The organism is Pseudoalteromonas sp. NEC-BIFX-2020_015, from assembly GCF_012952265.1.
Lineage (GTDB): Bacteria > Pseudomonadota > Gammaproteobacteria > Enterobacterales > Alteromonadaceae > Pseudoalteromonas > Pseudoalteromonas neustonica.
Map to the genome: position 1 here is coordinate 97367 of NZ_JABCJL010000002.1, position 25629 is coordinate 122995.

Consider the following 25629-nt stretch of genomic DNA (forward strand, 5'->3'; position numbering starts at 1 on the left):
AATTCCCCGTCTATTAATTAATAGGCTTATCATAAAGAAATGCCACAGAACAAGACTAATGTGAACACTAAAAACGAGCTACTTACATTTACGTTACCTTTTCTCTTTTGGATACTTAATCTTTTGAAATTGATTAAATAGCTCACATGAATTATTAACAATTTCGTAGCCATCATAAAAAGACATTGAATATTCCCTTGTAACATCCATAAACCCAATAAGTGGCCAGTGACCTTGGGCTGCTTTATTCAATGAGAGGTATTTACCTGTGAGGCCGATATGGCAATTATTAATTTTTAATACATCGAGATCAGATAAACCTCTAATACTGATTCTTTCTTTACCTCGACTAAAGCAAGAAGCCATATTTAGGCATAAAAAATTACCTTTTTCTGTTTTGAGGAAATAGCCACTCACCTCAATTTCGACTTCATTATATTCATCTGGAGAACTTATTAAGTTGATAATACTGACATAAGGAGTGCTTATTTTCATGTCTGAAAAGACGTTGAAAGAAACAACCAATATGATAAAAAATATAACTATTTTCATTTAATAACCTTTCGCAATTGATACTTTTGAGTGATTAAAAAATGCCACTTCGCTATCAGAATGACAATTAAACCCTGTAACTTAAAAATAACGATTAGGGCTTGGCTTTTACCTAAGCATTTTATGTTCGTAGCGCTTGAAACCTCAATACTGTTTTAAGTTTTTCAGGTGCAACTTTACGGGGATCACTTCGATATATCTCCCTATGTATTTTGGATTGGCGCTAAATGCCTGCATTTTTTGCAAACTATTCCATTTTTTAAAGCTGATTGGTTCGTCTTCAAAAATGCCTAAATGCAATATTTGAAAACCAAAGGGGTCAAACCCTGACTTCAGACATCATAATTATTAACCGTCTGCAATTTGATCTAAACCGTCATTCAGTTTATTATTTCACTCGATATTTGTATCAAAATAGGAACTCCCCTATCGCTGATACACTAACAAAAAAAAATTAAATGCGAGTAGTTCTACAGGTTCGTTAAACGTTAAAAAAAATGGTATCTCACTATGAGAAAAGAGTTTTTATTTAAAGTTAAAGGTCACACTATTAAAGTCGTTAATTCTTGGATGCGCGGCGTAAAATTATATGTTGACGGTGATTTACGTGATCACGATTTTAGCTTGTTCGCAAATGGTAAAATAGCACTCGTATGTGCAAACTTAGGTGATTATGGCGTGCTAGAAATTAATCCATTATCGTCGTTATTCTCTGTAGAAATTGATGCATTTCTAATTTTAAATAATTCACAACAGCATGTTTACAGCTCACATAAACGCTTGAGTTTAACTGAACAAAGAACAGCGCAATAAACTTATGGCCGAGTTAGTGAAGGAATGACCTATAACATACACTTTGTTATTAGTGACAAGTGAGACTGGCCATTTATTTATTGTAATAACTTAAAAACAACGATTAGGGCTTGGCTTTCACCTAAACATTTTATATTCGTTGCGCTTGAAACCTTAATACTGTTTTAAGTTTTTCAGGTGAAACTTTACGGGGATCACTCAGATATATCTCCCGATGTATTTTGGATTGCCGCCCAATGCCTGCATTTTTTGCAAACTCTTCCATTTTTTTAAAGCTGATTGGTTCATCTTCAAAAATGCCTAAATGCAACATTTGTACGCAAAGACCTTCTGACGAACGTTCAAAATTTAGCTGCGCTAATAATGGATTTTTCTTCTTTGCTTTTGCCACTTCAAGCATTTCTTTAAAGAAGTATTCATCCACAAAATCGGGTTGGCGTATCATCAATTTATATACAAAGTCGTCTTTGTTGATCTCACCGGTAAAGTTCGCTTTTGCAGCTTCATTAATGCCCCAAACGCCCTCCAGAGGATATACCGTAAAGTCATAATAACCCTTTGGTGTCACATCCATTTTCTTTAGTGTCATTTTTATCGTATAGGCTAACGAATATAAAGCGCCAATTTTTTCAGTGAATATGCTTTTTGCCGGACTGCCTGTGCCTTCTATTGTAATAAACTTGAACTCAGGCACATCCAGTATTTCAGGTTGATTTTTTGGAAGATACAGCGCTTTCTCTTTTTTCCTCCATTCATATTTAGCTTGCATAAACATCCTCTTTTATACCTAAGCAGATTAAACGCTAAATATTAAGGCGTTCTAGCTAAGGGTCTCATTAAAATATCGATTAGCTTACCTATTCAGCCAATGCCAGCTCTACACCCAAAGTTGCATGTATTTGTGTTGTATCGTATAAGATAATATCTGTATCGCATTGCTGTACGAGCAAAGCTATTTCTGTGCAGCCAAGGATCACTGCTTGAGCACCTTCTCTAGCAAGCGCGTTAATAATATTTATGTATTTAACTTTAGATTGTGGGTTAATCGTTCCTTGGCACAATTCATTATAAATAACATCATGCACAATTTGTTGATCCGCTTTATTGGGCACAACCACATCAATTGCGAACTTATCGGTGATACGTCCTTTATAAAACTCTTGCTCCATTGTAAACCGCGTACCTAACAACCCTACTTTACTAATATTATCACGCAATAAAAATTGCGCTGTTGCATCAGCGATGTGCAAAATTGGAATCGATAACTCTCGCTCAATATCAGGTGCCACTTTATGCATCGTATTGGTACAAATCATTAAAAAATCAGCGCCCGCTTGCTCGATTGATTTAGCTGCACTCGTCAATATTTTAGCTGTTTCTTGCCAATTACCTTCATGTTGAAGCTTTTCAATATCATCGAAATTAACACTGTGTAGAAAAATCTTAGCGCAATGCAAGCCACCAAGCCTAGCTTTAACGCCTTGATTAATTAATGTGTAGTAGCTTGAGGTTGACTCCCAACTCATTCCACCTAAAAGTCCAATCGTTTTCATTAATTTCACCAATTTTTGTTATAAAACCTAATTAGTAGGCATTGCTCAGCTTTAAGCTAAGTATAGTCACAGGCTTTATTAAACGAAGAAGAAAGCACAAAAAATAAGGTTAACGGTCTTTATTTAAACGCCTTATCTTTTATATATGTGATAAAGCACTTACTCTTTCAAATCAATCGCATTTATAGTGCCCCTACATTTTGAACGCATAAGATGTCCCATTTAGTCGTAGTGCCCCTGCGAATCCACAAGGATATGGAAAAAAGTAGGCTGCGATGAGATCGCAATAAGAGAGCCTCTATATGTGGTTGCCGTAAGCAACTTGCTTAACAGCCGCATCGACAGACGAAGTAAACGAATTTGTTTATTGATTTGAAGTTGACCGTCACTGTATAAAAACGGTCAAAAAGAACACTAATGCCTATTGACAGAGTTAAGGCTCATATGTGTTAAGTGCATTTTAGTAATAACGACACCTTGAGCTTTTCAATTTTTTAACTTCGCGGTTTTTATAAATTATTTCATCAATAGCATCATCCAATACAGATATGCCAAAACAAGAATGTTGCCCAATTAATTGTGCCTCACCGTTTTGATACAACTCAAGCTCAAAGGGGTAGCTACTTACACACATTTTCTGTAAATTTTCACCTGACTCGTCATCTACAATCAATGACTGCTGATAGGACAACAAAGCAGCCTGCACTAATTTATCTAGTTGCGACTTTGATAAGTATACCTTTACTGTTTTCTGCGTAATTTCATCATCACAATAATGACGAGTTAAAGTACTTGAGTATGAGTTATATATATCTGAACCGTTTATTAACTTTATAGAAGTCTAATGTACAGTATTTGAGCATGAAACTAAAAGTAGCGAGATAAAGACTATAACGTAATTCACTATGCACCTAGACGCCTCGCTTAACCGGCGCAAAATAGCAGGCTAAAATTAGCGACGAAGGAGCACAAGCCTGCTGTTTTGCGTCCTTTGGTTAAAGCGTTTGTTAATTTTCAATGCCTACCAACAAAAGCCATAATCCAATCATGCTCTTCATCACTTGTTGTTTGAGTATCAAAGAACTCTGATATTTCAGCTTTCATTGCATCTAACTCGCTTACTCCCTCTTCAAGAGTTGATAAGTAAGTCGTATGAAAGAAGCAGCCGTACACCCCACTTGTTATGGAATAAGGCGCAATATTCCCACCTTTTTCCAAAGTTAGGCGAGCACCTTTGGAGTGCTCCTCGTCCTTGATTATTTCACCAGTTTCAGAACCTGTTGTTCCGATGGTTTCTCCAATATCAGTTTGATTCCACATAGTTCAACTTTTGAAAACTAACGAGGCTGTAGAATTACTCTAACAGCCAAATTCAATTAAAAAACGAGCTCCTGTAATTAACTCTAAGCGCTTTTAAAGCATTAGGTAATGCATTTTTGGAACCCATAAAACAGGCTGTTTTTCTTAAAAAAGAGTAATTCTACAGCCACAACGAGGCTGTAGAATAACTCTAACAGCCAAATTCAATTAAAAAACGAGCTCCTGTAATTAACTCTAAGCGCTTTTAAAGCATTAGGTAATGCATTTGGAACCCATAAAACAGGCTGTTTTTCTTAAAAAAGAGTAATTCTACAGCCACAACGCCTTGCTAAGCGGAAAATAATGGTTGGCTATAATCGGTAATCGCGAAGCGATAGCCAACTGTTATTTTTCCGTTTAAGCAACTTGTTATAAGCACACTACGCCAATGCCCGACGGAGACTTGCAGAAACATTAGTAATATGAAATGTACCATCAAGTGTTTTCACTGATTGAATATGATCATTAGACTCTAAAGCATTCAATATATGATTAATTATCATTATTGGTTTACTAGTTTTTTCTTGTAAAGACTTATTATTATTAATACCTTCATTCACTATCAAGCTTACTACTTTATCAGATGTTTCAGAATAATCAGGGAGGTAAGATTGGACATAATTATGAAGGCCGTATGTCGTTACACTGTAATGACACATATAGCTATTAATACCGCCGCCCATATATCTTGAAACATCTAAATAACCATTCTGCTCTAAAACTTCAATACAATCTTTAATCTCAGAGTGACTAAAGCCAAGTTTGTCACCATTACCAAGTAATGAGTCAGGATCTACCATATTATGACCATTTTCAATAATATATTGGCATGACTCTTTTAAAATTAAATTATCAGCCTTGGTTAAGCCTCCAATCTCATTATAAACACTTGATGTATGTGCTGGTGTCTTACCTAAAGCTGGCTTATCTGTTGTTCCAAAAATTGACGATAAAACTCGTTTAAAACTACTATCATAATCATTTAAATCTGAGATTGATTCCCAAAGGGTTGAAGTCAAAGATTGAGGGACATCACAACTATCTAGAACAATTGGAATTATTTTTGTTCCTTTAGATAATTTTGAAACTATACCTGCATTTAATTCTTCACGAACCCAAGGCTTTTTGACACTAAAATTTGACAACACAATGATGACAGCTTGAGCATCTTTCAGACCTTCTTCGAATATTTTATCTACAAGGCTATCTCCAGGTAACATCTCCCACTTATCGAGCCAAGCATCTACACCATTTTCACGTAGTTTTGTTGAAAATTCAGTTACAAATCTTTCTTTATCTTCGCTTGCATGACTTACAAAAACTTTAGGGTGCATAAATATTCCTTTTTGTGCTTATAACAATTTTATAGTGCGCGAAGGGCGGATCTTTCTGCCGATGCCACGCTTATGTATTTATAAATCTATTTTTAACAAATTAACTAAGATATTGCCATCACTAAGTTTTCTATTACCTTTAAGCAAAGCTAAATGAAACAATATACGCATGTCGCTCATTTTCCTGAATATGGGAGCAAACAACAGCTTTATTATTCAATAAGTTACTATCCTAAACCTATACCAACGTCGGTTTCCACCTTGAAACTATCACTCAGCTTTACTCTTTCAGCTTTGGCTTTCGTTGCTCTCAGTCACAATCTACGATGATTAATTTAACGCCAAACTGCTCTGGTTTTTCCTAGTACCTAGCGCCTAAAACCTAGTCCCTCAAGTAAACAAAAAAGCGCGAGATATACTCGCGCTTACAACTTACAGCTTTTTATAACTCTGCGATCTATTCACCTTTCGCTTTTAAATTTATAAACTCTGCTAGCTCGTTTGGTTGGCCCATCAAAGTAAATATTTGCTGATTAATCTCTGTCATTGTTTGCCCTGCGGGTAAACTGGCTGACACGGTTAATGAACCTAAACCTTGTGTGAAGTCTTTAATGGCTTGTGCAAGCTCGTCACTAACAGGGGCTTGCTGTAGCTGCATTTCAACCATTTGCTGCATTTGTTCTAGCGTCATGCCTTGCTTACTTAATACTTGTTCAACAAGGGCTTTAAACTCGCCTTCGTTATTAAGTTTAATTTCAATACTACGAGGCTCAAGTTCTGAGATAGCTTGCATTAATAAAGTTTGTTGCTGTAATTGCTGCTCAAGCGGCAACGCCTGTGTACCTTGCGCTTGTTGCATTTTACCCATTGCTAGTGAAGCTTCCATTAGTGCTTTTGATTTAGCTAAACCTAGATCAAAGTTAAGCGCAACAATCTGGTTTGCGTTGAGCGAAAAAGCAATATCGCTGTCGCCAGAGTTTTCGTCGTAGTTCATTAGCGTGTGTAAATCGTAACTTGCTGAGGCAAGTTGGTTATTTGCATCATTTGGTAGTTGCGCTACAAACGCATCGCTAAATTTAAAGCCTTTTAATGACAGCTCTGTACGCGGTGCTATTTTATCAACCTCGTAACCTGCAACTGTAATACTGCTTATTTGCGCAATACTTTCGTTATCAAAACCTTTGATTTCAACACCTGATAATTCAACACTTTGTGAAAACACACTTGCTGATAATGTTTCATAGGTTGCAGTTGAACCTGTTTGCTTAGCTAATAAAGCAAGCTGACGATCTACTTCTGTTTTTACTTCTTTGGTAAGCGCATAGTTTGCGTAGCTTGCACCACCCACAGCTAGTGCAACAACAGCTGCAACAATCGCTAATTTTTTCATTTTATTTCCTTATTACTGTTCTTTTTAATCATTAATTTGTGCTTACAATAGCATTTATAAGTAAGCTGACGTTATTGGTAATTGTAACAAAAATACCCTCTTAATTTATTAAACTAAGTAATTCGTGCACTGTTTTTACTGGCGTTATTTTAGCGCCCAGCCCTTCCATTGATTTATGGTAATTGCGAAATGGAATAAATATTTCGGTAAAACCATGCTGGGCAGCTTCTTTAACGCGGGGCACGCCACTGTCTATTGGGCGTACATCACCATTTAAACTCAGCTCGCCCATTATGCAAGTGGTACGCGGCACAACAAACTCATTTAAGCTGCTGAGTAATGCTGTTACTAGCGCTAAATCAATACAGGTTTCTGTTTCATCGATGCGTAGGCCACCAACAATGTTAAAAAACGTATCGTGAAATATCTTTGTTTTAGTGTGCTTACGTAAAATACCGGTCAGCATTTTAATCCGATTCATATTCAAACCAACACATACTCGCTGTGGAAACTCGGCCTCTGTTTCAGTAGTTAAGCATTGTATTTCGAGTAACAGATTACGATTGCCTTTACGGATACAGGTGATCGTTGAACCAGGGGAGTCAGTGCTAGAACCTGATAAAAATATTTCACTAGGGTTATCAACGCTCAACATGCCGCGTTCGCACATTCTAAAAATACCCACGGTATCAATGTCGCCAAAACGGTTTTTATTCGCGCGCAAGGTACGTATTTGACCATCGTTTGTGTCTATATGCAGTAATGCATCAACAATGTGAACTAGTGTTTGCGGGCCTGCAATTTCGTTATTTTTATTAACGTGGGCAATGATAAACATAGTAACGTCGTTTTGCTTGCAGTATTGCGTTAACGCTTGGGCGGCACTTTTTACTTGTGATGGAGAACCCGGGCTGCCATTTGCGTTATCGGTCACAACCGCTTGAATTGAGTCGATAACAGCAAACTTAATCTTATTTTTTTCAAGCTCTTCGATAATGGTTTCAACACTGGTTTCTGATAATAAGTACAGTTCATCAGGGTTGTAATCAAGCTTTAAGCGGTTAACACGATTTTTAAACTGTGATAGTGACTCTTCTGCGGTACAGTATAGCGAAGGCATGCGCTGTGACATGCGCGCAACTAAGTCAGATAATAATGTTGTTTTACCTGCCCCAGGGTCGCCAGAGATAATATTTACAGAACCGGTGGTAACACCACCCGATAACACACGATCAAGCTCGCCAATACCAGTAAGTTGTTTTTCGGCCTCTGTGGTTGTTATGTCATTAATTTTTTTAGAGCCACCACCAACACCACCAGCGTAACCCCCCACAACTGCTCGTGTAGCTGCTTTTTTACTTTGCCCTGCAGAGGGTTTGAATTCAGCTAAGGTATTCCATGCCCCACAACGGCATTGCCCCTGCCAACGCTGGTAATTCATACCGCACTCGGTACAAACAAATTCTATTTTTGCCGCTTTTGCCATTTACAGTGCCTACTTTGCTAACTTTTTGCTCATTCTCCCTAAGCATATTGAGTAAACTCATTTATGATTAGGTGCTTATTTTACTATTTCGTTGCCTTAACATCGAACATTGCCCTTGCCAATAGCGCAATTCAGCGCCACAATCGGAGTATAATTAAAGCTATTTTGTTACTTTTGCTTTAGGGCACGCTTTTTGCTTTAGTATTTTGTTACTAAAGCAATTGGAAGTAACAGTCATTAATTTGGCAATCTCATAATAATAAAAACTTAAAGATGGATACTCGCTACACTTAAATTGTCGTAATAATGCATTAAGATAAACGTATTTATAACGCAATAGTATACCAACTTTTTAGAATAGACGGTGATGGTTTTATAAATGACTGATGACATACTATTTAAATATGAAAGTTTAGTTGATGAACTTAAATCATATTTAGGTAACTCCAAATTTGACTCGATCTTTAAATCGAAAACCGCGGGCTTAACCAAGCCTGAGCAATTTTTGATCAAGATGGAAATGTCTCGCCTTTCACAACCAATCGCCCGGTTTATTGATTTACGAGGCCAAGTAACAGGCCAAGTAAAACCTTTTGAATATGAAGGTAAACAGCACTTTATGGATGAAACAGCCATAGAAGTGTTTGAAAAAGCAATTGAACGACATGGTGGTTATACGCTTGCTGTTTATGAAGCCGTAATGAATACTGATAATAACCATCGGGTGATGCAAAAAAAAGCGGCACAATTAGCCCAGCAGCCAGAGCATCAAGAAGAGCAGAGCTTTGATTGTCAGGTTATCAAGTTTGCATCCTATGAGAGCCGCCGCGAAGAGCGGATGAATTACTCAATTAAAATCACTGTTGAGCTTGAAAAAAGCAATACGGTTGCGGCCACGACGTCTGATATATCGTTAAGCGGCGCCAAAATAAAACTCGCACCTCGCTACCATGTCAAACGAGGACAAATACTTGGCTTACGGCTAGTTGGTCTTGAGCAAGATTTTGAACTTGGTTTAAAAAATGGTATTCAATACGAAGTTGTTGCCGTTGAAAAAGTTTCTGCTGACTTTAACCATATTCGCCTAAAAAGAACATTTGTTGAAAATAATGAAAAGTTTGATGGATTCTTAGAAAGCTTTATCCATGGAAATAAACGCCGCTATAAAGTAAATTTAGATAACACTTTAGATGCTGTTGTATCTAAAGGTTATGAGCAATATTATATTCCCCGTGTTACTTCTTTATTTACTTTCTTCAGCCAGCATGATGATAAAATATACCCGAGTTTAGTGCTTACCACTGAAAATAATATTTTTATCCAGCGCTATTTCTGCGATGAGCGAAAACTATCTTGTTTATACACAATATTAAATCAACAACGGATAAACTTATTACTGAGTGACCCATCTCCAGTAAAAGAAGAATATTTATATACGTTTACCCATGTTGTTGGCGGTAAAGTTTATTATTATTCAGCAACCCGCTCAGAGCTTGCCACTGAACCTGAATTAAAACAGCTGTTCTTTGGTTTTGGCAGTCAAAAAGAAAGCTGGCAATGCTTTAAAGTACAGCTGATGCCCAGTCATCCCGATGATTCATTTATCCCTTTAAGTTTGCCAAATACCGCTGGCAAAGACATCGAAAAATTAAATAAGCCCCCCACTCCTCGCGTGCAAGGGATGGTGAAAGACGTTAAGTACTTAGTGATTTTAACGTCTGTAGGGACTAAAGCTGAACAAACGCATTATCAAACTTTTAGTTATGACAAAAGCTTGGTAAATCAGTTAAAGCGCTTTGGTCATGGTAAGCATAAAGCGCCGCCAAAGCTCGAAACCGTTGATTTAGAATATGTAAATTTACGCGCACATAAGCGCTACCTTTATAAAACAGATATCTTGATCACTTTGCCTGATGAGCAAGTTTATACAGCGCATAGTCGCGATTTTTCGGTCATGGGGCTACAGATTGAGTGCCAGCAACCCGTTAGCTTTAATAAAGGTGATGTTGTTGAATTAAGCATGCCTGAGCTGCAAAAGATCACTAAAAAATACCAACTTTCAGCATTGAAATATGAAGTTATGGCTGTGAGTAAGTCGCTTACTACAATTAATTTAAAAGCAACGCGGATAGCTGATTTACCGCATATGGGTGTAAAGTTTTTCACGCAGTTAATTGAAAATAATAAAGATAAGCTAAAAGTATCTGAAGAAGCGCCAAAAATTCCAGGTTTGTCTACAGCGCTTAGAAACATGGTCACTAAAAGTGTATGCCAATTCCCATTTTATTTGCATAAAGAAGCCGCGCACTTCAAAACAGGGGCAATTGGTCATGGGCTATATCCAAGCTCACTGCATACTATTTTACAAAATTACGGCTTGCTTAATGACACCACAACAATTGATCCCTTTTTATCAACAGAGCAAATTACCGATATTATTACTCCGTTAATTAAAGATCGTAGTCGCCAAGATCCCCCGCTACAATTTACGCTGTTTATTCGCTTTGATCCTAAAAAATCGACACTTCAAGAAGCCGTTAAAAGCCAGTGTGTTGCTGATGATAACTTTTCACCTTTGCACTTATTTTTAAAGAAAGGCTTAAAATCTGAATTAGTATTCGTTATGCGTTTATATATTTCTCGCACTGGCCGCCCTGATACAGATTACTTATCAAACGAGCTTAAATACGTGAGCCAATATGCGCTTCATAAAGCTAAAGATCTTGAGGAAGCGCTATGGTCAGTTGCAGGTGTTGGCGACATGGTAGATGTAACTGATGAAACGCTCAGCCACTTGGATTTTACAGCTGAGCTAATAGAGCAAATGAATAAGCGCAAACAAATTTGGCTTAAGCGTTTAACTTAAGCTCAGGGATCATCAAAAGGTATAATATTTGTAATAGCGATCCTTGGCAAATTGCAGCTTGAGCTTGCTCAACCACCTTTGGCTTACCATGTACTGCTACACCTAAACCTGCCGCTGCCATCATGGTTAAGTCATTCGCGCCATCGCCAATGGCAACCGTTTGCTGTACAGGCAAATTTAATTGCTGTTGTAGTTTAGTCAACACCACCGCTTTTTGCTGTGCATCAACAATAGTTCCAAGTACTTTGCCGGTGAGCTGATTATCTTTAAACTCCAATACGTTGGCATGCACTTCATCCAAATCAAGTATGCTTTGTACTTGCTCTGCAAAAGGCACAAAACCACCAGAGGCAATTGCTAAATACCAGTTATGTTGTTTTAGCACTTTGCATAGCGCTTGAATGCCGGGCATTAAAGGTAAATTATTTTTAAGTTCATCAATTAAGCTTTGTTTAATACCTGTAAGTTTGGCAACGCGCTGATGTAAGCTTTCGCTAAAATCTAACTTTCCAGCCATTGCTTGCGCTGTTACCGCCGCAACATCATCGTACACATTTGCAAGGCGCGCTATTTCATCAATGCATTCAATAGTAATAGCAGTTGAATCCATATCCATAACCAATAAACCAGGCTGTATTAAGCTAGGTGGCTTGCTAACTTGTACTAGCTGAAAACCTAACGGATGAGCAAACTCATTTAATAACAACGGATTAATGGTCAATTGGCTTTTATCACTATAAAAGCACCATGCAGGCGTTAATTTTTGATCAGGCTGGTAACGACATACAGCACTAACAATAAAGCCATGTTGAGTTAAGAAAGCCGCAATACTAACGAGCTTTTGCCCATCAAAATTACCTGCAAAGGCGATACTGAATGTTCCCTGTGAATTAATCACTGCGCTGGTTTGTTCTACTAACGCACCCTGATCGCGATACCATTGTCCTAACGAAAATTGCATTGCCACTTGCTCAGATGTTAGGGTCGCAAAGCGCTCCAATGTCATGATGACTCCATAATGATACTAATGTCTCAACTGCGACTTAAGAGTAAATTCGCCATTGAGGGGGATTTAAGGTTATAGTTAGGCTTAGTTGTAACATCAAAAGCAAAAGCTGTCAGCAGCGCAAGCGGTGACTATGAAAAATAACCATCTTAAAAACCCTATTTCTGCATCTCAAAGGCAACGCTTAGTTCGTTTGAGTCTGGCTGCTGCATGTTTTTTACTGTTGAGCTGGGTTGCAATAAATAGTAGTTTTCAAAGCCATCAGTTACTTTATGACAGTGCCGACAGTACCGCTAAAAGCTTAACTCGCTTCATGGCACTTAATGCAAAAACCCCATTACTTGAAAAAAATAAACCCGCACTAAACGCGCTTTGCAATAATATTAGTAAGGACGAATTTGTGCTTGCGGCAATGATTTATGATCACCAAGGAGTGCTTATTGCAAACAGCGCTAATTGGCAAACGCATCATTTATTAGGTAAATTACCAGATTCCACTCCCGGTATAAGTAAACTTAAAACACCCTTTGTTGAACCAGTTATTAGCGATGATGACCGCCCCCTTGGCTTTGTATCCATTACGTATTTAACGCGATCATCGATAGCACAAAGCCACAGCCACTTTCATGACTTAGGCCGCCAAGTATTATTGATGCTGGTTATAACCTGTATTTTTACATGGCAACTAGGGCGCGGTTTAAAACGTTGGCAGGTTAATCGTTATATTCGAAAAAGTGCTGAGCACGAGTCATAAAGGCGTTGTTTTAGATCATTCCTATTTAATGATGTGACTTGTTTTAACTGACAAAGCTGATCAAACACTAATGGTAATTGCAGTGGTGTATTGTGCTGCCCCTGAAAGCCCGCAAGCGGCATTGATGGTGCATCCGTTTCAAGTAATAAATGCTCTGGCGCTATTTGAGCAATAACGTGACGTGTTTTTTGCGCGCGCTCATACGTAATTACCCCGCCGACCCCAAGTTTAAAGCCCAATTTAATGTATGAATTTGCTTGTTGTAATGAGCCTGAAAAAGCATGAATAACACCACCGAATTTAGGCTTACAGCGCTTAAATGATTGCGCAATTAAATCATGACTTTGCCGATGATGTACAATCAGTGGGAGTTCCAGTTGATTAGCAAGTTCAATTTGATATTCAAATATTTGTGTTTGCTTTGCTATATTTTCGATACTACGATCGATCCCACATTCACCAATAGCGACTAACTGATCTTTATGCTTGTGAGCCAGTTTGTTAAGTTCATCTAAATGCTCATCACGGTGTTCAGCCATAAAATAAGGGTGCAAACCAATGGCAATGTATACGCTCGGGTATTGTTTAGCAAAAGAGGTGAGTGAATAAGATTGTGCCAAGCTAACACCCGGCACAATAAAATGATTAATTCCCAGTTCTAAACTTTGCCGAATGAGTTGTTCGCGCGTGGCGTCAAATTCAACAAAATCTAAGTGGCAGTGGGAATCAATAAACGCCATAACTGGTTATGGGTTTAAACGCGTTACTTGCCAGCTGTTGTCAGCTTGGCGTTGATACATAAAGCGATCGTGCAAGCGATGCGCCCCGCCTTGCCAAAACTCTACTTTAGTTGGCACAACACAGTATCCGCCCCAAAAATCAGGTAAAGGGATCTGACCTTTCGCAAATTTATTTTTCATATTCGCAAAGGTTTCCATTAATACTTTCCGTGATGACACAGGCCGACTTTGTGCAGACGCCCATGCAGCAAGCTGGCTCTCTTTAGGGCGTGATAAAAAGTACTTGGCAACCGCTGCGGTTGGCAATGGTTTAGCTTCACCGTATACAATCACTTGGCGTTCCATGGTGTGCCACGGGAAATGCAATGATATTTTGTTATTACCTTTTAGCTCTTGTGCTTTACGTGAGCCGGTATTGGTAAAAAATACAAAACCGTCATCATCAAGATGCTTTAACAATACAATGCGTTGCGATGGTTGGCCGGTTTCATCAACCGTCGCCACGACCATAGCTGTAGGATCTGATAAATTAGCCGTTACAGCATTATCGAGCCACTTTTCAAACTGCTTAAATGGGCAATCAAGCAAGTTGTCTTCGCTAAGCGCATCTTGCAGGTATTCACGACGAATATCTTCGAGTTTCATATCAAATCCTTCTTTATCAGCTATCAGCTATCAGCTATCAGCTATCAGCTATCAGCTATCAGCTATCAGCTATCAGCTATCAGCTATCAGCTATCAGCTATCAGCTATCAGCTATCAGCTATCAGCTATCAGCTATCAGCTACAAAATTAAGCAATTGCAGCTCAGTGTCAATACACCTAGCACCTAAAATTATCTGCAAGTGTAGAAGTGCTGACAAGACGGAGTGCTTTTTTATGCCTAGGAGCATACGTTTTTGTATGTGACTAAAGCTAAAAAAACACAACAACGCAGTCAAAACTAACTATACGATGCAGATTTCACCTAAGTAGTTTAGCCTAAGACAAGGCGGACACTCGACTGAGCCCTATGAGCATACGTGGTGTATGTAATTAGGGTTAGTAACTCAATGCCAAACTACATATCTGCAAGTGTAGGAGCGCTAGCAAGGCAATGAGTTTATTTATGCCAAGGAGCATACGTATCTGGTATGTGACTTAGGCTAAATAAACTCATTGACGCAGCTAAAGCGAACTACGTGCAGCAGATTACATTTGCTCCATGACTTCGATACCTAACAGATCCAATCCTGTACGCAGTGTATCAGCCACTAAATTACACAACACTAAACGGCTGTCGCGTACACTTGGCTCTACACCTTCTTTAAGTACTGGGCAGGCTTCATAGAATGTCATGTATAGGCTAGCAAGTTCGTATAAGTAACTACACAATACGTGCGGTGTTGCCTCATTGATCATTTGATCAAGCACTTCTTCTAATTGTAGCAATTTAAGTGCTAGAGCTTTTTCTTGTTGCTCAACAATGGCTATTTCAGCATTTAGGTTTGCAGCATCTACACCTGATTTACGGAAAATGCTACGTACGCGAGTATAAGCGTATTGTAAGTAAGGTGCAGTTGCGCCTTCAAAGCTAAGCATGGTATCCCAGTTGAAAATATAATCACTGGTACGATTTTTAGATAAATCAGCGTATTTAACTGCGCCAATACCAACTTTACGGGCAATTTCACTGCGCTCAGCGTCGCTTAAATCAGATTCACGCTCAGCAAGTTTTGCTGTTGCACGAACAATTGATTCTTCAAGTAAATCGGCTAATTTTACTGTGCCACCAGTACGGGTTTTAAATGGTTTGCCATCTTCACCCATCATGGTGCCAAAAGGGCAAAATTCGTAGCTAGTCTCATCACGAAGTAAACCGGCTTTGCGTGCTGTAAGCTCTACTTGATTAAAGTGTAAGCTTTGGCGTGCATCAACAAAAATTAGGATACGTGCTGCACCCAACTTGTTTGAACGGTAATCACAAGCTGCTAAATCGGTGGTTGCGTATAAGAAACCGCCACCTGATTTTTGTACGATAAATACAGATGGCTCACCATCTTTATTTGCCAGCTCATCTAAAAAAACTACCTGTGCGCCTTGTGACTCAACCGCAATATTTTTATCTTTTAATAACGCAATAATGTTATTAAGCTCACTGTTATAAGCGCTTTCAGCCATTATATCGTCTGGCGTAAGCGTTACATTTAAGCGTTTATAAACTTCTTCAGAATGCTTTACAGATGTTGCGATAAACAGCTTCCACAGTTTTTCACAATGAGCGTCGCCGCCTTGTAGTTTTACTACGTAGTCACGGGCTTTATCGGCAAAACCTTCTTCGTCGTCAAAACGCTTTTTAGCATCGCGATAGAAAGTTTCTAAATCAGCTAACGCAACAGTATCAAGATCAACACCTTGGCTTATTTGATCTTCTAAATGCGCAATCAACATACCAAACTGCGTACCCCAATCGCCCATGTGATTTTGGCGAATAACAGTGTCACCACGAAACTCAAGCGCACGTACTACTGCATCACCAATGATCGTTGAACGTAAATGCCCTACATGCATTTCTTTAGCTAAGTTAGGAGATGAGTAATCAACCACAACTTTTTGTGGCTGTACATGCTCTGCAACAGCCAGTTTTTCATCTTGATTTGCCGCTTTTAAACTTTGCGCTAAAAACTCAGGCTTTAAGTGAATATTAATAAAACCAGGACCCGCGATCTCCGTTTTTTCTGCAATATCACTTACATCTAAATGATCTATTATTTTTTGTGCAAGCTCGCGCGGGTTGCTTTTCATTTTTTTAGCTGCGCCCATTGCACCATTGATTTGGTAATCACCAAATTGTGGGCGGGTGCTTTGTGTGACTGCAGGGTTGGTATCTGCAGGTAAGCCTGCCCCCGTCATTGCCGCGATGGCTTTTTCAATCAATAGCGTACGAATGTTCATGTAATTTATTACCTTTACCAGCCCGCTATTGCAGGCTTTAAATTGAATTTTTGTTTAGTTTTCACGCGTGTGGTTAAACGTCACTTCTGGGTAGCGTTCAGTCGATAAGTTAAGATTTACACGACTTGGGGCAATGTAAGTTAAATTATCGCCACCATCTAGCGCTAGGTTGCTTTCACATTTACGCTTAAAATCTTCAAACTTTTTAACATCATCACAACTCACCCAACGAGCCGTATTTACATTAACACTTTCGTAAATAGCATCAACGTTGTATTCGGCTTTTAAACGCGCTACTACTACATCAAACTGCAATATACCTACAGCACCAACAATTAAATCGTTATTAATGAGAGGTCTAAATACTTGTACTGCACCTTCTTCAGATAGCTGCACTAAGCCTTTTAATAATTGCTTTTGCTTTAATGGATCGCGCAGACGAATACGACGGAATAACTCAGGTGCAAAGTTTGGTATACCAGTAAATTTAAGTTTTTCACCTTGTGTGAAAGTATCACCAATTTGAATCGTACCGTGGTTATGTAGGCCAATGATGTCACCAGCGTAGGCGTCAGCTGCACGCTCACGGTCACCTGCCATAAAAGTTACGGCATCTGAAATGCTTACTTGCTTACCTATACGCACATGATTCATTTTCATGCCTTGGCTATATTTACCCGATACAATACGCATGAATGCAATACGGTCGCGGTGTTTTGGATCCATGTTTGCTTGAATTTTAAATACAAAACCTGTGAAGTTTTCTTCACTTGCAACAACTGTGCGGTCTTCCGTTTCGCGCGGCAATGGCGTTGGTGCCCATTCAGTCAGACCTGTCAAAACATGATCAACACCAAAGTTACCAAGTGCTGTACCAAAATACACAGGTGATAATTCACCGGCTAAGAAAAGATCTAAATCAAACTCATTTGATGCACCAATCACAAGCTCAAGTTCATCGCGCAATTGCGCAGCTAACTCTTCACCAATTGCATCATCAAGTTCAGGGTTATCTAGCCCTTTAATACTGCGCACTTCTTGAATCATATGACCTTGCCCTGTTTTATATAACAAGGTTTCGCCACGATGAATATGATAAACACCTTTAAACTCTTTACCGCAGCCGATCGGCCATGTAATAGGTGCACACGCAATATTTAGCTCTGTTTCAACTTCATCAAGTAACTCCATAGGATCACGGATGTCGCGGTCACATTTATTCATAAAGGTAACAATTGGCGTGGTACGAAGACGTGTTACTTCCATTAATTTACGAGTTCGGGCTTCAACACCTTTAGCTGCATCGATAACCATTAAACATGAATCCACAGCCGTTAAGGTACGATAAGTATCTTCAGAGAAGTCTTCGTGCCCTGGGGTATCAAGTAAATTAACAAGTGCTTTATTAAACGGAAATTGCATTACAGAAGTGGTTACAGAGATACCACGCTCTTTTTCCATCTCCATCCAGTCAGATTTAGCATGTTGATTTGAACCGCGACCCTTTACCGTACCGGCTTTTTGAATTGCTTGTCCGAACAACAACACTTTTTCAGTGATGGTCGTTTTACCCGCATCTGGATGCGAGATGATTGCGAACGTACGTCGCGTATTGATTTCGTTTAATAAATTAGACATGTAAGCCGCTTTAAGTCAGAACAAGGCGCAACTAAAAACAAACCTAAGCAAAGGTCTTTTTTGCGCACTGTAAATATAAAATAGAATTACCCGCATTATACCTTGTTTACCTTAGCCAAAAAAGCAACGATTGTAAGTAATTAGCTGATAACTTTGTTTCAAATTGCACCAAGCACGTAGGTGCAGTCAACGCGCTAAACTTGTGTAATTTTACACTAGCGCATACTATTGATGGATTACATGGAGGATATTTTGTTTGGGCATGAAAACCAGTAAGCTAAGCATACGATTATTATGGTATATCACGCCGTTGGTGATCTTACCGTTACTGTTTTTAGGGGGCTTTACGCTCACTAACGTCACTAGTTCAACACAAAAACAAGCTGAACTTATCGTGAGCCGTTTTGTAGAACAACAACAGCAAAAAATGTTCAACTACATTGACTCCTTTCATTCCACCACAAAATTACTGTCAACCTCCCCTGTTTTAAGCGACTTTCTCGCTGACGACCTTCGCTATAATGGTAATTACACACGTCGTTTGGGCGCATTAATGGACGTATTTGCCAGTTATTCTGAAGCGTACCCAGACATTATTAGTGTAAATTTAGTTTCCCCAAATGGTAAAAGTGACGCGTATTACTCTAGCAGTTTAAATATAGCTCCTGACAGCTACCCTTTTTTCGATCAAGTATTACAAAGTAATTTAGGCCAACAACAGTTTATGGTGCAAAAAAAAGATGGCACCACCAGCTTGTATTTCATCCAACGTATTTTTAGTGCTGATTATTACTTAAAGCGTCCTCAGCAATTAGGTTTTATTATTGTTCATGTTGAGCCGTCAATTTTAAATACCAGTATTTTAGAGGCCCCCTATAACAACACACTTAATTTATTATTAACTAACGACGGTAAAATTTTATTTAGTTCAGATTATGACAAACGGGGTAATTACATCAGTGAGTATGAGTTAAAACAAATTCATGAATTAGCTGATTTAGGTAAACTCTCCACCATAGAGCTCTCCAGTATCGATAAGGTTGAACGAATGATTTATGCCGTGCAAATGAGTGGCGGTTATTATTACGTATCGACTATCCCAAAAGCACTGCTTTATCAGTCGGGTAGAGCCATTAGCCTGATCACAGCTTTAATTGTAATTATTTCGGTGGTTACGCTACCACTGCTTATTTTTATTGTAGTGCGTAACTTATTACTCAATCCCATTGAGCAACTAGGTGCGGCGAGCCATCGCGTTGGCGATGGTGATTTATCAGTTTACTTACCAGCACACAACAATGATGAAGTTGGTGTTTTATTTAATGATTTTAATCATATGATCAACCAAATCCGTCATTATCAAGATGAATTAAAAGAATACAAGCACCACCTTGAAGATAAAGTTGAAAGCCGTACTAAAGCGCTTGAAACAATGAATAGCCAGCTTGAAGGGGCTATTGCACAAGCGGAACAAGCCAACCAATTAAAGAGCCGTTTTTTAGCGAATATGAGTCATGAGATTCGCACACCACTAACTGCGATTATGGGTTTTACAGAGCAACTGCTACATACAAAAAAAGCAGTTAATGATGAATTGCATTTAAGCACGATTTTACGTAACTCAAAGCACTTACTTGAGCTAATTAATAATATTTTAGATTTATCAAAAATTGAAGCTGAAAAACTAGCCGTTGAACGTGAGCCGCTGTCTGTTGTTGAATTAGTCCATGATATTGATTCGATTATTCGCCCGTTAGCGCAAGAGAAACAGCTCACTTTTGAAATAAATTACACATTACCTTTACCGCAAACAATCTATAGCGATGCGACTCGCTTAAAGCAAATTCTGATTAATATTGCCAGTAATGCCGTAAAATTTACTGAGCAAGGCCAAATAACCCTCGATATTAAATACCTCGAAGATAAACAATTTATTGAATTTGCAATTGAAGATACCGGCATTGGCATGTCAGAGCATGAAGTTGAACGAGTCTTTAAACCATTTGAACAAGCCGATGCAACGACTACGCGGCGTTTTGGCGGTACTGGTCTCGGGTTATGTATTTCCAAAAATTTAGCACAATTACTTGGCGGTGATGTTCATTTAGAAAGTGAACCGGGTAAAGGCAGTCGATTTTGCATTCAAATAGCCTGCCACCTTGATGAAAATGCAGAGCATGCCCATGCAATGCTAACAGCAATAGAGCAACTAACCCCCACTAAAGACCAGCAGCTTTCCTTTGCAGCTAATAGCTTTGATGCCAATATCCTTGTTGCTGAAGATAACCCTGATAACCAAGTGCTAATTAAGTTATTACTACAAACATGGGGGCTTGAGCCTGATATCGCAAAAAATGGAGCTGAAGCTGTCGAAATGGCGTTAGTGAATGACTATCAGCTCATTATTATGGACATGCAAATGCCTGTGATGGGTGGTTTAGAAGCCACACAAATGCTACGTCACGCCGCTTACGATGGTCCTATTATTGCGCTTACTGCGAATGTAATGAAGCATGATGTTGACACCTACCTCAAAGCAGGTTGCGATGAAGCACTAGCAAAACCTATCGACAAAGATGCGCTTGAAAGCGTACTCGTTAGTTATTTACACATAGAAAAAGACAGTCAAAGCAAATGGGATAGCTTGCTCAACAGCGATAAGTTTCAACAGATAAATGAAAACTATCGCTCTAAACTACCTGATTACCTAGTTGAAGTGACGGATTTATATAATTCAGGTGAATGGGATCAACTCAGGGCACTAGCACACAACTTAAAAGGCAGTGCTGGGTGCTTTGGGTTTAGTAATATTCATCATGGTGCTGCGACTCTTGAGGATAACTTGCGAGGGCGCGATCATAGTCGTCGTGACTATTTGGCATTGAGTTTAATTGAAGCAATTAAATATACGATACAACAAGCTAAATCACCCAAAGAGTAAAGTGAGCCCCATTAGTATTGCATCTTCATGACCATTTTTTGATGGGTCATCACTTGGGTAGTAATTTTTACGTACTGACATCTCACTAAAGCCTGCCCGTTCATACAAGTTAATTGCACGGGTGTTGGTTTCGCGTACTTCTAAGAATAAGTTTTCAGCGTTGTGCTTTTCGCCATATTCAATAAATGCTGTAAGTAACTGCTTTGCTATGCCTTTCCCCTGAAAATCAGGTGCTACGCAAATATCCATTAAGGTAAAGTCAGGTCCTGCTTTCTCACCAATGTAAAAACCAATCATTTGTTGTTCACTAAACGCGGCTAAATTAAAGTAGCGCCCAGCTAAACATGATTTCATTGTGTTAACAGTCCACGGATGGCTGTGACATGCACTCTCAACACGCATTAGCGCGTCAATAGATGATTCAGTAACAGATTCAAAGGTTATCAAGGTGTATGCTCATCAGCGCCCATAGCGCGCGTTTATTATCAGCACTAAGCTGTTGATTTGGTAAACTCAGTTGGCCTTTATGCCATGCTAGCGTATCACTTTGCACTACGTGCTTAATTTGCTCTGGTGCAATAGCACGATTTAGATCTGCTAACAGCTTTTGATTTAACTCTAGAGTTACCTGTGGTGCCGTCATTGTTTGATCAGGAAATTGCTCAACAATAGACTGTGGACGAAAATGTTGATTTAGTTCAAGGTTTTCTATACCAAAAATAGCTGCGTATCGTGGATGCATAACAACTCAGTAGATTTAAAAACAAGAACAATATAAGAAGTAATAAAAACGATGTAAAGAAGAAATGGCAGGGGCGGAGAGACTCGAACTCCCAACCATCGGTTTTGGAGACCGCTGTTCTACCAATTGGAACTACGCCCCTGCAATGCGACGAATTATAGAGAAGTTTCGCTAAAGGTAAAGAAAAAAATTACACTTTTAGTTCAACTGCTTTTTAAATAAACAAAACGGCGAATTAGCATGCTAATTCGCCGTTTTACAATCAATTATCAAACTAGTTTGCTACTAAGTTTTAATTATTCCCATTCAATCGTTGCCGGTGGTTTACCTGAAATATCGTAAACAACACGTGAGATACCATCAATTTCATTAATGATACGGTTTGAAACCAAACCTAAGAACTCATACGGTAAATGTGACCAACGCGCTGTCATAAAGTCGATAGTTTCTACACAACGAAGCGACACAACCCAATCGTACTTACGTGCATCACCCATTACCCCTACCGACTTAACTGGCAAGAATACCGTGAACGCTTGGCTCACTTTATGATAAAGCTCAGCTTTGTGTAGCTCTTCAATGAAGATAGCATCAGCGCGACGTAGTAAATCACAGTATTCTTTTTTGATTTCACCAAGTACGCGCACACCTAAACCAGGCCCAGGGAACGGATGACGGTAAAGCATGTCGTATGGTAAACCTAGCTCTAAACCAATTTTACGCACTTCGTCTTTAAACAATTCACGTAATGGCTCCACTAAGCCCATTTCCATATCATCCGGTAAGCCACCCACATTGTGGTGAGACTTGATCACATGTGCTTTACCTGTCGCTGATGCTGCTGATTCGATGACATCTGGGTAGATAGTACCTTGGCCTAACCATTTCGCATTTTTAAGCTTTTTAGATTCGCTATCAAATACCTTAATAAACGTATGACCAATGGCTTTACGCTTATCTTCAGGATCAGATTTACCAGCAAGGTCCGCTAAAAATAACTCTTCAGCTTCTACTTTAATGATGTTCAAGCCAAATTTATTACCGAACATATCCATTACTTGTTGGCCTTCGTTTAAACGAAGTAAACCATTATCAACAAATACACAGGTTAAACGGTCGCCAATGGCGCGATGGATAAGCATAGCTACAACCGATGAATCAACACCGCCTGATAAACCTAATATGACTTCATCTTCACCAACAGTCTCTTTAATTCGCGCGATTGCGTCATCAATGATTTTTTCAGCAGTCCATAATTTTTCACAACCACAAATATCAACAGCAAAGCGCTCTAATAAACGCTGACCTTGATGAGTGTGTGTTACTTCAGGGTGGAACTGCACGCCGTAGAAACGCTTTTCTTCGTTAGACATTGCCGCATGTGGGCAAGTAGATGTTTTAGCTGTGGTTTTGAAAGTATCAGGGATTTCCATTACTTTGTCGCCGTGGCTCATCCATACATCTAGAATGCCTTCGCCGCCGTCAGTAATGCTGTCTTCAATGGCATCAAATAATGCACAACTGCCTACTTTTTCAACTTGTGCATAACCAAACTCTTTCTTATCAGAGCTATGAACGTTACCACCAAGTTGAGTCGCCATTGTTTGCATGCCGTAACAAATACCAAGTACGGGTACACCGGCATTAAATACATATTCAGGGGCACGCGGGCTGTTTTCTAACGTTGTTGACTCAGGGCCACCAGATAAGATGATACCTTGTGGATTGAACTCACGGATTTGCTCTTCCGTTACGTCCCATGCCCACAGTTCACAGTAAACACCAATTTCTCGCACACGGCGGGCGATCAATTGCGTGTATTGCGAACCAAAGTCTAAAATAAGAATTCGTGAATCGTGAATGTCTTTGCTCATTGAGGGTCTCGTTAGTCAAGAACTGGCACTCAGGGTATCTGAATGACTAAAAATAAATAAGGGCCAGCAAAAGCTAGCCCAGTAATATCAATAATATATTGATTAACCTAAGCGGTAGTTAGGTGCTTCTTTAGTGATTTGCACATCATGAACGTGTGACTCACCCATACCTGCTGAAGTAACGCGTACAAACTGAGGTTTAGTGTTTAATTCATCAATAGTTGCACAACCGGTTAAACCCATTGCACTACGCAGGCCGCCAACTTGTTGGTGAATGATGGTTGCGATTGGGCCTTTATAAGCCACTCGACCTTCAATTCCTTCAGGAACTAGCTTGTCTGCTTGGTTTGACTTTTGGAAGTAACGATCAGATGAACCTTCTTTTTGGTTCATCGCGCCAAGCGAGCCCATACCACGGTATGATTTGTAGTAACGACCTTGATAAAGCTCAACTTCACCCGGCGCTTCTTCAGTGCCCGCTAGCATAGAACCAACCATTACACATGATGCACCAGCAACCAATGCTTTTACGATATCGCCAGAGAAACGGATACCACCATCAGCTATCACTGGAATATCGCGACCTTTTAGGCCTTCAACTGCATCAGAAATAGCCGTGATCTGTGGTACACCACAACCAGTAACGATACGCGTAGTACAGATTGAACCTGGGCCGATACCAACTTTAACGGCATCAACACCGGCATCAGCCAGCGCTATTGCGCCTTCAGCTGTTGCCACATTACCCGCGACTATTTGCAAGTCTGGGTAAGCTTGACGTGTTGCAGCTACGCGGTCAATAACACCTTGAGAGTGACCATGTGAAGTATCTATTAGTAATACATCAACACCCGCTTCAACTAATGCGGCAATACGTTCATCTGTACCAGGACCGACACCTACAGCAGCGCCTACACGAAGACGACCTTGCTCATCTTTACACGCATCAGGTTTGTCTTGTGCTTTTTGATAATCTTTTACTGTGATCATGCCTTTTAATTTAAACGCATCATCAACAACAAGGATTTTTTCGATACGGTGCTCGTGCATTAACCCTAAGATTTCATCACGTGCAGCACCTTCTTTAACGGTGACTAATTTTTCTTTTTTAGTCATTACCGTTGAAACTGGCTGTTCAAGTTTTGTTTCAAAACGCATGTCGCGGCTGGTAACAATACCCACAAGGCCATTTTCAGCATCCGTTACCGGAAAGCCTGAAAAGCCCTTTTCTTCAGCAAGTACAATCGCATCTGCAATGGTTAAATCCGCTGTAACTGTAACTGGAAAAGAAACAATGCCGGCTTCATACGTTTTAACTTTACGTACGTTTTTAGCTTGTTCTTCAATAGTCATGTTTTTGTGGATAAAACCTAAACCGCCTTCTTGTGCCAGCGCAATCGCTAAGCGGGCTTCTGTAACAGTATCCATAGATGCTGAAACTAGCGGCAAGTTAAGTTTGATACCACGCGTTAAGCGAGTTGAAATATTTGCCGTATGTGGCAAAACAGTAGAATGACCTGGTACTAAAAGTACGTCATCAAAGGTAAGAGCTTCTTTAGCAATTCTAAGCATTTTGGCAACTTCTCACATGTGGATCTTGTATAAGGAATTGCGGCCAAATTTTATCAGCGTTATGGGCACGAGTAA

21 protein-coding genes and 1 tRNA gene are annotated in these 25629 nt (G+C 39.4%); 4 read left to right on the top strand and 18 right to left on the bottom strand.

Features of this window, described 5'->3' with window-relative positions; translation table 11 throughout:
• Positions 1 to 93 precede the first annotated feature (93 nt).
• Positions 94 to 552 carry a hypothetical protein gene (locus HH219_RS01970; protein WP_169326480.1) on the bottom strand — a complete coding sequence of 153 codons (459 nt, stop codon included), beginning with the start codon at positions 550 to 552 and terminating at the stop codon, positions 94 to 96.
• Positions 553 to 1062: 510 nt separating this feature from the next.
• On the opposite strand from HH219_RS01970, the gene HH219_RS01975 reads away from it, so the two are divergent.
• Positions 1063 to 1365, top strand: coding sequence for a hypothetical protein (locus tag HH219_RS01975; RefSeq protein ID WP_054204201.1), 303 nt, complete (start codon positions 1063 to 1065; stop codon positions 1363 to 1365).
• A gap of 130 nt (positions 1366 to 1495) precedes the next feature.
• Here HH219_RS01975 and HH219_RS01980 read toward each other — a convergent pair whose 3' ends face one another.
• The 7 genes from HH219_RS01980 to radA form a co-directional block, all read right to left on the bottom strand.
• The gene (locus HH219_RS01980; RefSeq protein ID WP_169326481.1) at positions 1496 to 2134 is read right to left on the bottom strand and encodes a GyrI-like domain-containing protein; all 639 of its coding nucleotides are present in this window, start codon (positions 2132 to 2134) and stop codon (positions 1496 to 1498) included.
• 88 nt (positions 2135 to 2222) lie between these two features.
• Entirely contained in the window at positions 2223 to 2918 is a 696-nt protein-coding gene (locus tag HH219_RS01985; protein ID WP_169326482.1) for an aspartate/glutamate racemase family protein, read from the bottom strand.
• 460 nt (positions 2919 to 3378) lie between these two features.
• Positions 3379 to 3624 carry a hypothetical protein gene (locus HH219_RS01990; RefSeq protein WP_169326483.1) on the bottom strand — a complete coding sequence of 82 codons (246 nt, stop codon included), beginning with the start codon at positions 3622 to 3624 and terminating at the stop codon, positions 3379 to 3381.
• Positions 3625 to 3932: 308 nt separating this feature from the next.
• Positions 3933 to 4238: a hypothetical protein gene (locus HH219_RS01995; RefSeq protein ID WP_169326484.1), complete on the bottom strand. Its 306-nt coding sequence runs from the start codon at positions 4236 to 4238 to the stop codon at positions 3933 to 3935.
• A 419-nt stretch (positions 4239 to 4657) separates the two neighbouring features.
• Positions 4658 to 5611: a toll/interleukin-1 receptor domain-containing protein gene (locus HH219_RS02000; RefSeq protein WP_169326485.1), complete on the bottom strand. Its 954-nt coding sequence runs from the start codon at positions 5609 to 5611 to the stop codon at positions 4658 to 4660.
• A gap of 457 nt (positions 5612 to 6068) precedes the next feature.
• The gene (locus HH219_RS02005) at positions 6069 to 7001 is read right to left on the bottom strand and encodes a hypothetical protein (protein ID WP_169326486.1); all 933 of its coding nucleotides are present in this window, start codon (positions 6999 to 7001) and stop codon (positions 6069 to 6071) included.
• A gap of 100 nt (positions 7002 to 7101) precedes the next feature.
• On the bottom strand, positions 7102 to 8487 hold the full coding sequence (gene radA, locus HH219_RS02010; RefSeq protein WP_054204205.1) for a DNA repair protein RadA: 1386 nt from the start codon (positions 8485 to 8487) through the stop codon (positions 7102 to 7104).
• Between the two features lie 379 nt (positions 8488 to 8866).
• On the opposite strand from radA, the gene HH219_RS02015 reads away from it, so the two are divergent.
• Positions 8867 to 11353, top strand: coding sequence for a PilZ domain-containing protein (locus tag HH219_RS02015; RefSeq protein WP_169326487.1), 2487 nt, complete (start codon positions 8867 to 8869; stop codon positions 11351 to 11353).
• Here HH219_RS02015 and serB read toward each other — a convergent pair.
• Positions 11337 to 12359, bottom strand: a complete 1023-nt coding sequence (gene serB, locus HH219_RS02020; RefSeq protein WP_169326488.1) for a phosphoserine phosphatase SerB — start codon at positions 12357 to 12359, stop codon at positions 11337 to 11339. The two genes, HH219_RS02015 and serB, sit on opposite strands and share 17 nt — an antisense overlap.
• Positions 12360 to 12492: 133 nt before the next feature.
• On the opposite strand from serB, the gene HH219_RS02025 reads away from it, so the two are divergent.
• Positions 12493 to 13113 carry an AhpA/YtjB family protein gene (locus tag HH219_RS02025; RefSeq protein ID WP_054204208.1) on the top strand — a complete coding sequence of 207 codons (621 nt, stop codon included), beginning with the start codon at positions 12493 to 12495 and terminating at the stop codon, positions 13111 to 13113.
• Here HH219_RS02025 and HH219_RS02030 read toward each other — a convergent pair.
• From HH219_RS02030 to prfC, 4 genes are all read right to left on the bottom strand, one after another.
• Positions 13080 to 13853 carry a TatD family hydrolase gene (locus HH219_RS02030; protein ID WP_169326489.1) on the bottom strand — a complete coding sequence of 258 codons (774 nt, stop codon included), beginning with the start codon at positions 13851 to 13853 and terminating at the stop codon, positions 13080 to 13082. The two genes, HH219_RS02025 and HH219_RS02030, sit on opposite strands and share 34 nt — an antisense overlap.
• A 6-nt stretch (positions 13854 to 13859) precedes the next feature.
• Positions 13860 to 14498, bottom strand: coding sequence for a pyridoxamine 5'-phosphate oxidase (gene pdxH / locus HH219_RS02035; RefSeq protein WP_169326490.1), 639 nt, complete (start codon positions 14496 to 14498; stop codon positions 13860 to 13862).
• 546 nt (positions 14499 to 15044) lie between these two features.
• Positions 15045 to 16787: an arginine--tRNA ligase gene (gene argS / locus HH219_RS02040; RefSeq protein ID WP_169326491.1), complete on the bottom strand. Its 1743-nt coding sequence runs from the start codon at positions 16785 to 16787 to the stop codon at positions 15045 to 15047.
• Positions 16788 to 16841: 54 nt separating this feature from the next.
• On the bottom strand, positions 16842 to 18425 hold the full coding sequence (gene prfC, locus HH219_RS02045; RefSeq protein ID WP_054204212.1) for a peptide chain release factor 3: 1584 nt from the start codon (positions 18423 to 18425) through the stop codon (positions 16842 to 16844).
• A 262-nt stretch (positions 18426 to 18687) separates the two neighbouring features.
• Between prfC and HH219_RS02050 the strand changes: the two genes are divergently transcribed.
• Entirely contained in the window at positions 18688 to 21366 is a 2679-nt protein-coding gene (locus tag HH219_RS02050; protein ID WP_054204213.1) for an ATP-binding protein, read from the top strand.
• Here HH219_RS02050 and rimI read toward each other — a convergent pair.
• From rimI to guaB, 5 genes are all read right to left on the bottom strand, one after another.
• Positions 21352 to 21813, bottom strand: a complete 462-nt coding sequence (gene rimI / locus HH219_RS02055) for a ribosomal protein S18-alanine N-acetyltransferase (protein ID WP_054454862.1) — start codon at positions 21811 to 21813, stop codon at positions 21352 to 21354. The genes HH219_RS02050 and rimI overlap by 15 nt on opposite strands.
• Positions 21800 to 22108: a hypothetical protein gene (locus HH219_RS02060; protein WP_169326492.1), complete on the bottom strand. Its 309-nt coding sequence runs from the start codon at positions 22106 to 22108 to the stop codon at positions 21800 to 21802. Before HH219_RS02060 ends, rimI begins: the two co-directional genes overlap by 14 nt.
• A 65-nt stretch (positions 22109 to 22173) precedes the next feature.
• Positions 22174 to 22250 (bottom strand) — tRNA-Trp (locus tag HH219_RS02065).
• 154 nt (positions 22251 to 22404) lie between these two features.
• Positions 22405 to 23982, bottom strand: coding sequence for a glutamine-hydrolyzing GMP synthase (guaA, locus tag HH219_RS02070; protein WP_169326493.1), 1578 nt, complete (start codon positions 23980 to 23982; stop codon positions 22405 to 22407).
• Positions 23983 to 24084: 102 nt separating this feature from the next.
• The gene (guaB, locus tag HH219_RS02075; protein WP_054204217.1) at positions 24085 to 25554 is read right to left on the bottom strand and encodes an IMP dehydrogenase; all 1470 of its coding nucleotides are present in this window, start codon (positions 25552 to 25554) and stop codon (positions 24085 to 24087) included.
• Positions 25555 to 25629 lie beyond the last annotated feature (75 nt).